The organism is Streptomyces sp. A18 (genome assembly GCF_059026065.1).
In genome coordinates, this window is the sequence record NZ_JBWLKL010000064.1 from 1 (window position 1) to 13,138 (window position 13,138).

11 protein-coding genes and 1 tRNA gene are annotated in these 13,138 nt (G+C 72.2%); 8 read left to right on the forward strand and 4 right to left on the reverse strand.

The window, feature by feature from the left end; genetic code table 11:
• Positions 1-3 precede the first annotated feature (3 nt).
• A tRNA-Lys gene (locus AC5P1C_RS41105) sits at positions 4-77 on the reverse strand.
• A 233-nt stretch (positions 78-310) separates the two neighbouring features.
• Here AC5P1C_RS41105 and AC5P1C_RS41110 point away from each other — a divergent pair.
• The 8 genes from AC5P1C_RS41110 (at position 311) to AC5P1C_RS41145 (ending at position 8,729) form a co-directional block, all read left to right on the forward strand.
• Positions 311-1,645, forward strand: a complete 1,335-nt coding sequence (locus AC5P1C_RS41110; RefSeq protein ID WP_493871113.1) for a peptidoglycan-binding protein — start codon at positions 311-313, stop codon at positions 1,643-1,645.
• A 298-nt stretch (positions 1,646-1,943) separates the two neighbouring features.
• Positions 1,944-3,122 (forward strand): SPFH domain-containing protein, encoded by a 1,179-nt coding sequence (locus tag AC5P1C_RS41115; RefSeq protein WP_493871114.1) that lies wholly within the window; start codon positions 1,944-1,946, stop codon positions 3,120-3,122.
• Entirely contained in the window at positions 3,109-3,825 is a 717-nt protein-coding gene (locus tag AC5P1C_RS41120) for a nucleoside/nucleotide kinase family protein (protein WP_493871115.1), read from the forward strand. The genes AC5P1C_RS41115 and AC5P1C_RS41120 overlap by 14 nt, the downstream gene beginning before the upstream one ends.
• Positions 3,826-3,939: 114 nt before the next feature.
• Positions 3,940-4,542: a lytic polysaccharide monooxygenase auxiliary activity family 9 protein gene (locus AC5P1C_RS41125; RefSeq protein ID WP_493871116.1), complete on the forward strand. Its 603-nt coding sequence runs from the start codon at positions 3,940-3,942 to the stop codon at positions 4,540-4,542.
• A 201-nt stretch (positions 4,543-4,743) separates the two neighbouring features.
• Entirely contained in the window at positions 4,744-6,408 is a 1,665-nt protein-coding gene (locus AC5P1C_RS41130; RefSeq protein WP_493871117.1) for an AMP-binding protein, read from the forward strand.
• 28 nt (positions 6,409-6,436) lie between these two features.
• Positions 6,437-7,741 (forward strand): sensor histidine kinase, encoded by a 1,305-nt coding sequence (locus tag AC5P1C_RS41135; protein WP_493871118.1) that lies wholly within the window; start codon positions 6,437-6,439, stop codon positions 7,739-7,741.
• Positions 7,705-8,379 (forward strand): response regulator, encoded by a 675-nt coding sequence (locus AC5P1C_RS41140; protein ID WP_493871119.1) that lies wholly within the window; start codon positions 7,705-7,707, stop codon positions 8,377-8,379. The genes AC5P1C_RS41135 and AC5P1C_RS41140 overlap by 37 nt, the downstream gene beginning before the upstream one ends.
• 50 nt (positions 8,380-8,429) lie before the next feature.
• The gene (locus AC5P1C_RS41145; protein ID WP_493871120.1) at positions 8,430-8,729 is read left to right on the forward strand and encodes a hypothetical protein; all 300 of its coding nucleotides are present in this window, start codon (positions 8,430-8,432) and stop codon (positions 8,727-8,729) included.
• Here AC5P1C_RS41145 and AC5P1C_RS41150 read toward each other — a convergent pair.
• From AC5P1C_RS41150 to AC5P1C_RS41160, 3 genes are all read right to left on the reverse strand, one after another.
• The gene (locus tag AC5P1C_RS41150) at positions 8,704-10,872 is read right to left on the reverse strand and encodes an MMPL family transporter (protein ID WP_493871121.1); all 2,169 of its coding nucleotides are present in this window, start codon (positions 10,870-10,872) and stop codon (positions 8,704-8,706) included. The two genes, AC5P1C_RS41145 and AC5P1C_RS41150, sit on opposite strands and share 26 nt — an antisense overlap.
• Positions 10,873-11,236: 364 nt before the next feature.
• Positions 11,237-11,908, reverse strand: a complete 672-nt coding sequence (locus AC5P1C_RS41155; RefSeq protein WP_493871122.1) for a response regulator — start codon at positions 11,906-11,908, stop codon at positions 11,237-11,239.
• Positions 11,841-13,073, reverse strand: coding sequence for a sensor histidine kinase (locus AC5P1C_RS41160; RefSeq protein ID WP_493871123.1), 1,233 nt, complete (start codon positions 13,071-13,073; stop codon positions 11,841-11,843). The genes AC5P1C_RS41155 and AC5P1C_RS41160 overlap by 68 nt, the downstream gene beginning before the upstream one ends.
• Between the last annotated feature and the right edge of the window lie 65 nt (positions 13,074-13,138).

Genomic DNA, 13,138 nt, shown 5'->3' on the forward strand with positions numbered 1-13,138 from the left:
CTGTGCGCCGTCAGGGACTCGAACCCCGGACCCGCTGATTAAGAGTCAGCTGCTCTAACCAACTGAGCTAACGGCGCGCGCTGACCTGGAGAACTCTACCGGATGCCGACGGGTGCTCCGGACCACGCACGGCCTCGCGGGGGAGTCGCGGGGCATTGCCGGGGGGCGGGTCCGGGGGGCGTCCGGGGCGTGAATACGGGACGGATCCATCATTCGGACCGTCAACATGCGATATCGACCGACAGTTGAGAAGCTGACGACTGTGCAGATGCGACGCAGGCATTCTTTCCTGGAGTGTGAGGGGAATCGCATGGAGGGTGCTCCGGTATTCGAGGAATTCGACCCCGAGAGCGACTGCGACTGCCCCGGATGTATTCAGCGGCGACGAGCCATGAGCCAGGCACTTCCCGTACGACTGGGCGGCCACCCGGCGGCGCACGGCGCGCGCCGCGCCCTCGTCATCGCCACGGCGGCGGGCACCGTGCTCGGCGGCGGCCAGGTGCTCGAGGCGGTGGCGGCCCCCGGCGTCGGCCACCACCCGGTGCGGCCACCGGGCTCTTTGGCGGACGAGGACCCCGAGGCGAGTCCGGGCCCCGGCAGCCCGCAGGGCGAGACGAGCTCGCTGCACGGGGCGCCGGGCAGGCCTGGCGCCCCCGGCCCCGCGGCGTCGGCGGCGCGGACCACGACGCGGGCCGCGATCGTCGCCCGCGCCAAGAAGTGGGTGGCGGCGAAGGTGCCGTACAGCATGGACACGTTCTGGTCCGACGGTTACCGGCAGGACTGCTCGGGCTTTGTCTCCATGGCCTGGAACCTCGGCGGCAATGAATGGACGGGCAGCCTCTCCTCGTACGCGACACGCATTACGAAGAGCCAGCTGCAGCCCGGCGACATCCTCCTTTTCCACAATCCGGCGAACCCCGAGAAGGGGTCGCACGTGACGATTTTCGGCGGCTGGGCGAACGCGTCACGGACGCAATACATCGCGTACGAGCAGGCCCGCCCGTACGCCCGGAAGCAGACCACTCCCTATGCCTATTGGAGCAATGGGAGCCGCTATCTGGCGTACCGCTACAAGGGGGTGAAGGGCGGAGCCCAGGGAGGCAAGGGCCCGACCACGGCGACGCGCTACCCGGGGGCGGGCTCGTTCGGCCCCGGCGCCGACAACAAGTACGTCACCCAGCTGGGCAAGGCCCTGGTCGCCAGGGGCGGCGCCCGCTTCTACACCTCAGGTCCCGGCCCGCGCTGGGGCGAGGCGGACCGCAGGGCGACGCAGGCGTTCCAGCGGGCGCAGGGCTGGACGGGCGGGGACGCGGACGGACTGCCGGGCCCCGCGACCTGGTCGTACCTGATGACGGGCAAGGGACACGACATCCCACGCGCGGGCGCGGCGGGCACGCAGGGCAAGGCGCCCGCGTATCCCGGCAAGGGGGTGTTCCGCCCCGGCCGGTCGAGCGCGTCGATCGAGAGGCTCGGCAAGCAACTGGTGAAGAAGGGCTTCGGCAAGCACTACACCCAGGGGCCGGGCCCGCGCTGGAGCGAGAGCGACCGCCGCAACGTCGAGGCGTTCCAGCGGGCGCAGGGCTGGCGGGGTGCGGCGGCGGACGGCTATCCGGGGCCGGAGACGTGGCGGCGGTTGTTCGCATGAGCGGTGCGAGTGGAGCGGAGTGCGGCGTGAGAAGCGGGCGCGGAGCTGACCGGGGTGCGGGTGGGAGCAGGGGGCGCGTTGGACTGAGGCAGAGATGTGACCGGGTTGCGGGTGTGACTGGGGCGCGAGTGGGGTCGGGGCTTGGAGCTGGGCGGGGCGCGGATGAGACCGGGGCACGACTGGGACCGAGGTACGAGTGTGACCGGGTTGTGGGTGTGACTGGGGCGCGAGTGGGGTCGGGGCTTGGAGCTGACCGGGGCGCGGATGAGACTGAGGCACGTATGAGGCGGAGGCAAGGATGAGTGCGACAGCGGCATCACGGTCACAGACCCCCCAGCCCGAGGAGCCGCAGGCAGCCGGCGGCCCGGACACGGCCGCCCGTCCCCCACGCCTGATCCACAGCGAGGCCACCACCGAGATCCCCATCCACCTGCTCTTCCGTGACGACCCGGCCGACCCCGGGGTGTCGCTGACGCCCGCCGTGGTGCGGCGCAGGCAGGGGACGGGGGAGCAGCCGCGCGCCGCCCGGCGGCGGCCCGCGGGGCAAGGGGTCCGCCCCCTCCCCGTCGTCGACCCGTCCCTCGGCGAGCGGCCCGGTCGCGTCCTGCCCGGTGCGGTCGGGGTGCTCGGCGGGACCGCGGGCGTCGCCGGGTGCGTGGCCGCGCTGGGGTGGGCAGGGGTGCTGCCCGAGCCGGTGCTGCGGGCGGCAGGGCTTCCCGGGGCCGCGGGGTACGACGCGTACGCCGGGCTCGGCCTCGCGCAGTGGGCCTCGCTCGCCGGGTCCGGTGCGCTCGCGCTGTTCGGCTTCGGGGGCCTGGCCCGCGGCCGGGTCGGCACGGCGTGGGTGCTCACGCTCTTCGGCCGGTACCGCGGCAGTGTCCGCCGGACCGGACTGATGTGGGTCAACCCGCTCCTCCTGCGCCGCCGCGTCGACGTACGCCTGCGGCACTGGCGCAGCGAGCCGATGCCCGCGGTGGACCGGGGCGGGGTCGCGCTGCGGGTCGTCGTCCTCGTCGTCTGGCGGGTCAAGGACGCGGCGCGGGCGACGCTCGGCGTCGCCGATCACCAGGAGTATCTGCGCGAGTGCGTCGAGGCGGCGACGGCCCGCGTCCTGTCCCGGCTGCCGGCCGACGCGTTCCACGACGACACCGCGACCCTGCGCGACGCGGACTCCGTCGGTGACGCGCTGACCCGGATGCTCGCGGCGGAGGCCGACCCGGTCGGCATCGAGATCTTCTCGGCCCAGCCGACCCGCATCGAGTACGCCCCCGAGATCGCCGACACCATGCGACTGCGCCGGGTGGCCGCCCTGGACGCACGGCACCGCGACAGCGTGCTCACCTCGGTGGTGGACTCCGTCGAGGACACGGTGACCCGGCTGACCACCCGCGGGCTGGTCGAGCTCGACGACTACGAGCGCAAGGCCTTGGTCAAGGACCTGACGGTGGCGTTCTATACGGGGCATGGAGAGCGATGACGACGCAGCACCGGGAAGCCCCGCCCTGGGAAGCCCCACCCTCGGGACCTCCGGGCCCCCCGCGGATCTCGCGGACCTCGCCCGGGACGCCTGGGAGCTGACGGCCGACCGGCCCCGCACCCTCCTCGGGATCGCGGGGCCGCCCGGCGCGGGCAAGTCGACGTTCGCGCGGGCGCTGGTGGAGGAGCTCGGCGAGAGGGCCGCGTATCTGCCGCTCGACGGTTTCCACCTCTCGAACGACCAGCTGGAGCGCCTCTCCCTCACCTCCCGCAAGGGCTCGGAGCCGAGCTTCGACGTCCGGGGATACGTCGCACTCCTCACCCGGGTCCTCGATGACACGGGCCACGACATCTACGTACCCGATTACGACCGCACTCTCCACGAGCCGGTGGCGGCCCGGCACCGCGTCCCGCAGGCCGCCCGGCTCGTCGTCACCGAGGGGAACTACCTGGCGTGCGATCTGCCCGGCTGGCGTGCGGCGCGGCGGCTGATGGGGGAGTGCTGGTACGTGCAGGCACCTGCGGAGGTACGTCAACAACGCCTGACAGAGCGGCAGTTGGCGGGCGGGCGGACGGCCGACGGGGCGGCCGCGTGGGTGGCGACGAACGACGGCCCCAACGGTGACCTCGTGGAGAAGTCGCGCCGCCGCTGCGATCGGATCGTCTCCACTATTGGTATGGACATGTTCAACTACCGCCCATAATCTGGGCTTGGTCTAGACCGCACCCCCACTGAATTCACTGCACTCACTGCACCCGCAGTGCCGCAGCGCGCGCACGGCTCACCGGAATCCCCACGTTTCCCCTGGAGCGGCAGCATGCGAAACAAGAAGCTCTACGCGGCCATGCTCGGCGCCACCACGGTCGGGGCCCTCGCGCTCTCGTCCGGTGGCGCGAGCGGTCACGGCTACACCGACCTGCCGGCCAGCCGCCAGATCAACTGTGCCAACGGCACGGTGAGCGGCTGCGGTTCCATCCAGTACGAACCTCAGAGCGTCGAGGGCCCCAAGGGCTTCCCGGCGTCAGGACCGGCCGACGGCAAGATCTGCTCGGCGGGCATCGGCGGCTTCGACACGCTCAACCAGCCGAAGGCTCCGGGTGGCGGCGCCTGGCCGACGACCAGTGTCAGCGCAGGTCAGAACTACTCCTTCCGCTGGCAGTTCACGGCACGCCACCGCACCACCGACTTCAAGTACTACATAACCAAGCAGGGTTGGGACGAGAGCAAGCCGATCACGCGGGCCGCCCTCGAGACGACCCCGTTCCTCGACGTCCCCTACGGCGGCCAGCAGCCGCCCGCCACGCTCTCGCACTCCGGGACGATTCCCGGCGGCAGAAGCGGACACCACGTGATCGTCGCGGTATGGACGGTCCACGACACGGCCAACGCGTTCTACGCCTGCTCGGACGTCAAGTTCTGAGCGGGAAGTTCTGAGCAGAATGTTCTGAGCCGGAAGTTCTGAGCAGAGAATTCTGAGCAGAGCTTGAGGCTCCGCGGCTCTCCCCACGGGTAGGTCCCGCGCACGCCGCCCATGACCGGGGCGGTGTGCGCGGGATGCTGGATGCGACACCTGGGCGAGCGACCTCCACATCTGACGCCCCATCAATTATGGTGCGCGGCCATGGAGTCCACCGGTACTACCGTCGCGGAACTCGTGCAGGCGCGCTGGGGTGACCACCGTCCCGGGCTGCGCTTCGAGAGTCAGGAGTTGACCCACCACCAGGTCTCGGCAGGTGCTGCGGCCAGGGCGGCGCTCCTTGCCGACCTGCTGCCTATAGGTGCCGAGCCGCACATCGGGGTCCTGCTCGACAACACCCCCGAGTACGCCCTGTGGTTGAGCGCGGCGGCGCTCGCGGGGGCGGCGGTGGCGGGCATCAACCCCACCCGCAGAGGCGCGGAACTGGCCCGCGACATCGTGCACACGGAATGCCGCGTCCTGATCACGGAACGGGCGCATCTGCCGCTCCTGGACGACCTCCGACTCCCGGGCGTGCGCGTCCTCGTGACGGATGCGGACGCATACGAGGAGCTCCTCGCCCCCTACGCGCAAGCCCGCCCGGAGACTTCGAAGTCAGCGACTCCGTCGAGCCGCATGCTGCTCTACTTCACCTCCGGTTCGACCGGGGCGCCCAAGGCCGCGATCTGCACCCAGGGCCGCCTGGCTGCGGCGGGCCGGTCCTTGGCCGGCCACTTCGGCCTGGGCCCGGAGGGCGTCCACTACATCTGCATGCCCATGTTCCACGGCAACGCGGTGATCGCGGACTGGGCGCCCGCGCTGGCGGCCGGGGCGGGGGTGGCGCTGCGGCGCCGCTTCTCGGCCTCGGCGTTCCTGGACGACGTACGGACGCATCGGGCCACGTACTTCACGTACGTGGGGAGGGCGGTGCAGTACATCCTGGCGACGCCGGAGAAGGCCGACGACGCGTCCAACCCCCTCCTGATGGGCTTCGGCACGGAGGCGGGAGCGGTGGACACGGCACGCTTCGAGAAGCGGTTCGGGGTGCGGCTCGTCGAGGGGTACGGCTCTTCGGAGGGCGGGGCGGCGATCCAGCGGACGCCGGGGACACCGGCCGGGGCGATCGGGCGGGCGGCGCCGGGGGACGAGCTCGCGGTGGTGGATCCCGAGACACGGGAGGAGTGCCCGCCGGTTGCCTTCGCCGCGGACGGGCGGATCCTGAACGGGAGTGAGGCGATAGGGGAGTTGGTGAACAAGGGCCGGTCGCCCTTCGAGGGGTACTGGCGGCACGCGGAGGCGGACGCGGCGCGGCTCCGGGGCGGGTGGTACTGGACGGGGGACCTCTTCTACCGGGACGCCCATGGATTCCTCTACTTCGCGGGGCGTACGGACGATCGGCTCCGCGTGGACAGCGAGAATCTGGCGGCCGCGATGATCGAGAACATTCTCGCGCGGTGGGAGGGGGTGGCGGCGGTGGCGGTGTACGCGGTGCCGGATCCTGTGGCGGGGGATCAGGTTATGGCCGCGGTCTCGCCTCCGGCGGGGGTGGACTTCGATCCCGTCGCCTTCGCGGAATTCCTGCTGTCACAGGCGGACTTGGGGACGAAGATGGCGCCCCGCTTCGTGCGGGTGGTGCGGGAGATGCCGGTGACGGCGACCAACAAGGTGGCGCGGGCCGCCCTCCGGAAGGAGGGTTTCCGCTGCGGGGACCCCGTCTGGTGGCGCCCCCAGGCCGGGGACGGCGGCTACCACCGCCTCACCACGGCGGCGCAGTCCACGCTGCTTGCCCAGTACACGTCGCAGTCCCGCGACCACCTGCTCCGCGGCTGACCCCGCAGTCGCCGCATACCGTGGTCCCATGGCCAGGGAGAGCGTCTCAGCGGAGCTTCGGCGGCGGCACTACTTGGGGAGCAGTGCGCCCTGGAGGGGCGTCGCCTACCTCATCGGTGGTGTGGTGCTCGGCGTCCTCGTTCTCGTGGGTGGGCTCGTCGGCGTCGTGGTCGGGGTCGGCCTCTCCCTCGTTCTCGTCGGGCTTCCCCTGCTCGCCCTGCTCCCCTTCGCCGCCATCCCCGTCGCCGCCCTCGAACGCCGCCGCCTGACCCTCATCGACCCCACACCCCGCGCTCCTGCCCCCACTCCCCACCGAACGCCCGAAGCCCCCGGCATCTCCGCCTGGTTCAAGCTCCGGGTCAAGGAGCAGGCCACCTGGCGCGAGCTCGCGTACACCGTGCTGCTCGCCCTCGTGCTGTGGCCCCTGGACCTCCTCGTACTCGCCTGCACCATCGGCGCCCCCGCCCTCCTCATCGGCACCCCCGCCCAACTGGCCCTCGACGGAGGCGAGATACGCGCCGCCAAGCTCTGGCTGGTCAGCGACTACCCGCACGCCTTCGCCGCCGCCGCCCTCGGCCTGGCCCTGCTCGCTCCGCTCCTCTATCCCCTCGGCGCCTACGCCACCGCCCGAGCCGCCCTCGCCCGGCTCCTCCTGGCCCCGCGTGAGGGCGAGTTGACCCAGCAACTCGCGGAGGTGACCCGCTCCCGGGCCCGCCTCGTGGACGCCTTTGAAGCCGAACGGCGCCGTATTGAACGCGACCTCCACGACGGAGCACAGCAGCGGCTCGTCGCGCTGACCATGACCCTGGGCCTCGCCAGGCTCGACACCACCCCCGGCAGCCCACTCGGCGCCCAGCTCGCCACCGCCCACGACGAGGCGGCGAACGTACTCACGGAACTGCGGGAGCTCATCCGCGGCATTCATCCCCAGGTCCTCGTCGACTACGGACTCGCCGCCGCCATCGAGGACGCCGCCGACCGCTCGCCGATCCCCGTCGACACCGACCTGGACGGTCTGCCCCGCCTCCCCGAACCCGTCGAATCCGCCGGGTACTTCACCACCCGGGAAGCACTGACCAACATCGCCCGCCACAGCGAAGCACCCCGCGCGCACGTCAGCGCCCGCCACGAGCACGACACCCTCCGCATCGACGTGCGCGACGAAGGCAAGGGCGGCGCCGACCCCGCCCGCGGCACCGGCCTGACCGGCCTGGCGGACCGGCTCGCGGTGCTCGATGGCACACTGACCGTCACCAGCCCGCCGGGCGGGCCGACCGTACTGTCCGTGGAGATCCCGTGCCGAGCCCAGCACTCCCGAGAACCACTCCGCTGAGGATCGTCGTCGCCGAGGACAGCGTGCTGCTGCGTGAGGGCCTCGTAGGCCTGCTCAACCGCTTCGGCCACGACGTACCTGCCGCCCTCGGTGACGCCGAGGGTCTGCGCGCCGCCGTCGAGACGCACGAGCCCGACCTCGTCCTCACCGACGTACGCATGCCGCCCACCTTCCAGGACGAAGGCCTGCGCGCCGCCCTCGCCCTGCGCGCCGAGCGGCCCGAGCTGCCGATCCTGGTGCTCAGCCAGTACGTGCAGCGTTCGTACGCCGCCGAGCTCCTGGACACCGGTGACGGCACCGGCGTCGGCTATCTGCTCAAGGACCGGGTGGGCCAGGTCGAGCAGTTCGCCGACGCGGTGACGCGGGTGGCGGACGGCGGGACGGTCGTCGACCCGGAGGTCGTACGACAGTTGATCAGACGCCGCCGCGACCCCCTCGAACAGCTCACGCCGCGCGAGCGCGAGGTGCTCGGCCTGGTGGCCGAGGGCAGGTCGAACGCGGCGATCGCCGCCGAACTCGTCGTCAGCGAGGCAGCGGTGGGCAAGCACATCGGCAACATCCTCGGGAAGCTCGACCTGCCGCCGGCGGACGGCACGCACCGCCGGGTGCTCGCCGTCCTGGCGTATCTGCGGTCCTGACCCGGAAAGCGTGCACTGGCCACCGGTCTGGTCCATTACGATCCTGAACCATGAGCACGTCAGACCAGATACCGGCGGATACCGGCAGCAGGGCAGGCCTCACGCCGCGCCAGGCCCGGCGCATACGGATGGCCGCGGCCTCGGTGCTGATGGCCGCGGCGGCCGTAGTGCTCGCCGTACGCCTGGCGAGCCGGTCGTCGGTCCTGGTCGTGGGGGTGTACGGGTTGCTGCTCGTCCTCTGCGGCCTTGTGATCGAACTCAGCAGGCGCGGACGGACCCGGCTCGGCAGCTATCTCCTCGCCGTCGGCCTGGTGGCCGCCCTGCTCATGGACTGGGTGGTGCTTGCCTGACGAGGCCCTGGTCAGGAGGCGGGACGGGCGCCTCGCGCAGTCCGTACCGCTGATGGATCCTCCGCAGCCGCGGCGGCGCCCACCACGCACGGCGGCCGAGCAGGGTCATCGTCGCCGGTACGAGGAACATGCGGACCACGGTCGCGTCGATGAGCACAGCGAGCGTCAGACCGAGCCCGATCTGCAGGATCGGTGAGAAGCCGCCGGTCATGAAGCCGCCGAAGACGATCGCGAGCAGCAGCGCCGCACAGCTGACGACACGGCCCGAGCGGCGCAGCCCTTCGACGGTGGCGGCACGGTGGTCGCCGGTCTCCAGCCACGTCTCCCGCATCCGGGACAGGATGAACAGCTCGTAGTCCATGGCGAGTCCGAACGCGATCGCGATGATCAGCGGCGGCGCGGTCAGGCTCAGCGCCCCGAGCCCCTCACCGCCGAGCAGTCCCGCGAGATGCCCGTCCTGGAAGACCCACACCACGACGCCGAGCGCGGCACCCAGGCTGAGCAGAGTGGTGGCGAGCGTACGCAGGGGGAGCAGCAGTGAGCCGGTGAAGGCGAAGAGCAGGACGAACAGGCCGACCAGGACCGTCAGTACGGCCCAGGGCACACGCTCGGCGAGCATCGAGCGGAAGTCGACGAGGCTCGCCGCGTTGCCGGTGACCTGGATGGGCTCGTCGCCGCGGAGGTCACGCACCTGCTCCACGAGCCGGGTGGCGGTGGGGCCGTCGACCGAGCCGTTAGGCGTCAGCTCAAGGAGGACCGTGCCGTCGGAGAGCCGCTCGCGGTCGGCCGCCCGGATCCCGGGCAGGGCACGGATCTTGTCCTCGCAGTCGGGATCCGCGCCGGACCCGATGAGCACCTGGACGGGGTCGGTGTCCGTCCCCGCCGGATAGTGCTCGCGCACGGTGTCGTACAGCCGCCGGGCCTCGGTGTCGTGCGGGAGCTGCCGCGCGTCGCCGATGCTGATCCGCATCCCGAAGACGGGCAGCGCGAGGACGGCGAGTACGGCGACGACGGCGGTGGCCACGGCCATGGGGCGCCGGGCGGAGAAGAGCGCGAGGCGCGCGAAGAAGGCGCCGGGCTCGGGTGTGCTGCGGGAGCTGTTGACCCTCGAAGTCCATCCGCGCATACGGGACTTCGCCCCCGAAGGCGCGATCTTGCCGCCGAAGAGAGCCAGCAGGGCGGGCAGCAGCGTCAGCGCCGCCAGCATGTCGACGACGACCACCGCGCCGGCCGCCAGGCCCATGCTGCGCAGGAACGGGCTGGGGAACCAGACGAGCCCCGACAGACTGATGGCCACCGTCAGACCGGAGAACAGGACGGTGCGCCCGGCGCGGGCGACGGTCGCGTGCACGGCCCGCGCCACGTCCCGCGTCTTCCCCCGCTCCTCGCGGAAACGGATCACCATCAGAAGCGCGTAGTCGACCGCGAGGCCGAGCCCGAGCATGGTGACGATCTGGACTGCGTAGACGGAGATCTCGGTGAACTGGCTGAAGCCGTAGAGGGTCAGGAAGGCGCCCGCTACGCCGCTCACGGTGACCAGGAGCGGGAGTCCGGCCGCCCGCAGCCCGCCGAAGATGAGGAGAAGTACGACAAGGACGGCGGGCAACGTGATCAACTCTGCCTGGGCGACGTCCTCCTGGGCCCTCCCGCCCATCTGCTCGCCGAGCAGCGGCCCGCCGCTCACCGCCACGTCACCGGCGGTGATCTCGCGGAGCCGGTCGGCCGCGTCGCCGACGGCCTCCTCCTCGGCGTCGTCGTCGAGGCCGCCCTTGAGGGTGACGGGGATGAGCAGGGCCCTGCCGTCCTGCGCGACCAGACCCCGGGTGGTGTACGGATCAGGCACCTGAGCGATGCCCGGCTGCTTGCGTACGTCGGCGACCGCGTCGCCCACCTGCGCGCGCAGCTGTGCGGTGTCGACGGCGGGGCCCGCCACGACGGCGTTGAAGTCGTCCCCGTCCGGGGTGAGTTCGGCCAGGCGCTCATCGGCGACGACCGACTCGCTGCCGGGGACGTCCTCGACCGACGAGGTCAGGTCGCCGAAGACCCGGGTGCCGAAGCCGAGGCCGAGGACGAGGAGAAGGAGCCAGACGAGGACGACGGCTCGTGGGCGTTGGGTCGCTGTGCGGGCGAGGGCGGCGAGCATGGCTGGCGCCTCCTTGGGAGATTCCGGGGTACCGACCCTCAGAGTTGCCCTCGCGTGCCCGTGGCGGATCGCCGTGGTGGGCCGTCTTGCGGGCTCCCTCGCGCGGGGTAGGTCTCCGTCGGACGGGGGAGAAGGCGCGGGGCGTACGTCGCGGCGCCGTCGCTCCCGAGGGCGGGGCCGGACGGCTCGCGGAGCGCGAGAGCGGCCGGGTGACTGCCCTTGGGCTCCTCGCACCCTTGGGCGCCCCGCATTCGTGGGCTCCTCGCACCCTTGGGCGCCCCGGACGCCGCACCGCCGCCGCACCGCCGCCGCGCGGAAACCGCGCGCCCGGCCCGGATGACGGCAGGGGCCGGCCGGGCGGGCCCTATCCCCCCGGCACCACGAGCCCCGTCTCGTACGCGCAGATCACCGCCTGCACCCGGTCCCGCAGCGCCAGCTTCGACAGGACGTTGCTGACATGGGTCTTCACCGTGTGCTCGCTGACCACGAACGACGCCGCGATCTCCGCGTTGGAGAGCCCCCGGGCCAGGAGCCGAAGCGTCTCCTCCTCGCGGGCGGTGAGGACCGCGAGGCGCTCGGCGGGCGAGACGGCGGGCGCGTCGGACTCCGTGCGGCGGCGCCGGACCACGTCCGCCACCAGGCGCCGCGTCACCGAGGGCGCGAGCAGCGAGTCCCCGGCTGCCACGACCCGCACCGCGTGCACCAGGTCGTCCCTGCGGACGTCCTTGAGCAGGAAGCCGCTCGCTCCCGCGTACAACGCCTCGTACACATACTCGTCGAGGTCGAACGTGGTCAGCATGACCACCCGGCAGCTGGACTGCGCGCACACCTGGCGGGCCGCCTCGATGCCGTCCATCCCCGGCATGCGGATGTCCAGGAGGATGACGTCGGGGGCGTGTCGGCGCACGGCGGCCACCGCCGCCGCGCCGTCGCCCGCCTCCGCCACCACCTCGATGTCGGGCTGTGCCTCAAGGATCATGGAGAAGCCGCTGCGCACCAGCTCCTGATCGTCGGCGACCGCCACCCGGATGCTCATCCCCCAAGGATGCCGTGGGCAGCCGTACGGCGACACGGAATCCACCATCGGGATCGTTCCCGGCATCGGCGGTGCCACCGCAGGCGGCGGCGCGTTCCTGGATGCCGACGAGTCCGTGCCCGGCGTTCCCGGGGGCGGCGAGCCCGGCTCCGTCATCCCGGACCACGATCCGCAACTCGCCGACGGTCCAACCCAGTTGGACCGCCACCCGGGTCGCCCCCGCATGCTTCACGCAGTTGGTCAGGGCCTCCTGGACGATGCGGTACGCGGCCACCTCGACGTCGGGCGGCAGTGTCCGCGGCTCACCTTCCTCCGTCAACTCGACGTGCAGGCCCGCCCGTTCGACCAGGGCGGTCAGTTCCGGGAGCGCCGCGAGCGTCGGCTGCGGGACCCGTCCGGCGCCCGGGGGCGACGACTCCCTCAGGACGCCGAGGATCCGGCGCAACTGCACCATCGCGTCGCGCCCGGCGCCGGCGATCGCGTCGAACGCCCCCACCGCACGGTCCGGGTCGCTGCGCACGACCACAGGGCCCGCCTCCGCCTGGACCACCATCAGGCTCACCGCGTGGGCGAGGATGTCGTGCATGTCGCGGGCGATCCTGGACCGCTCCTGGCTGACCGCCCGCGCCGTCTCGGTGGCGCGCTGCGCCTCCTGGCGCCGGGCCCGGTCCTCCAGGGCGGCGGTGTACGCGCGCTGCACGCGGGCGAAGGCGCCCATGGCGTACGCGCTGACGAGGCTGAGCAGGTGGAAGGGGTACTCGTACGGCTCGGCGTGCTCCTTGAAGGTCATGGTGACGGCGGCCCCAGTCAGCCACCCGGCGAGCATGAAGCGCCGTTTCAGCGGTGTGCTCAGGGCGGCCACGGTGTAGAGGGCGACCATGCCGCCGAAGCAGACGTCGGGCGGCGGCCGGTGGTAAAGCGCCATGGCGGGCGTGAAGAAGGCGACCGCTGCCGCGCAGGCGAAGGGCGCGCGGCGCCGCCAGATCAGCGGCACCGCGGTCCCGGCGCCGAGGACGAACCCGGCGGCGCTCAGCTCGTCGCCCCCTTCGTCGGGGAAGAGGAACTGGAGCGAGACGGCGAAGAGCACCACGGCGGCGAGCGCGGTGTCCATGACGTAGGGGTGGTCGGTGCGCATGCGGGTCAGGGCGAGGAAGGGACGTCGCATCGGGCGGCTCCTCGGGGCAGGAGGCCGTGCCAGTATCGCGGCGGCCCGGCGGCGCTGTCCTCACC

What these genes read in the sequence shown, in the direction of transcription:
- AC5P1C_RS41110 (WP_493871113.1), top strand. Translation starts at nt 311, where the DNA reads ATGGAGGGTGCTCCGGTATTCGAGGAATTCGACCCCGAGAGCGACTGC.
- AC5P1C_RS41115 (WP_493871114.1), top strand. Translation starts at nt 1,944, where the DNA reads ATGAGTGCGACAGCGGCATCACGGTCACAGACCCCCCAGCCCGAGGAG.
- AC5P1C_RS41120 (WP_493871115.1), top strand. Translation starts at nt 3,109, where the DNA reads ATGGAGAGCGATGACGACGCAGCACCGGGAAGCCCCGCCCTGGGAAGC.
- AC5P1C_RS41125 (WP_493871116.1), top strand. Translation starts at nt 3,940, where the DNA reads ATGCGAAACAAGAAGCTCTACGCGGCCATGCTCGGCGCCACCACGGTC.
- AC5P1C_RS41130 (WP_493871117.1), top strand. Translation starts at nt 4,744, where the DNA reads ATGGAGTCCACCGGTACTACCGTCGCGGAACTCGTGCAGGCGCGCTGG.
- AC5P1C_RS41135 (WP_493871118.1), top strand. Translation starts at nt 6,437, where the DNA reads ATGGCCAGGGAGAGCGTCTCAGCGGAGCTTCGGCGGCGGCACTACTTG.
- AC5P1C_RS41145 (WP_493871120.1), top strand. Translation starts at nt 8,430, where the DNA reads ATGAGCACGTCAGACCAGATACCGGCGGATACCGGCAGCAGGGCAGGC.
- AC5P1C_RS41150 (WP_493871121.1), bottom strand. Translation starts at nt 10,872, where the DNA reads ATGCTCGCCGCCCTCGCCCGCACAGCGACCCAACGCCCACGAGCCGTC.
- AC5P1C_RS41155 (WP_493871122.1), bottom strand. Translation starts at nt 11,908, where the DNA reads ATGAGCATCCGGGTGGCGGTCGCCGACGATCAGGAGCTGGTGCGCAGC.
- AC5P1C_RS41160 (WP_493871123.1), bottom strand. Translation starts at nt 13,073, where the DNA reads ATGCGACGTCCCTTCCTCGCCCTGACCCGCATGCGCACCGACCACCCC.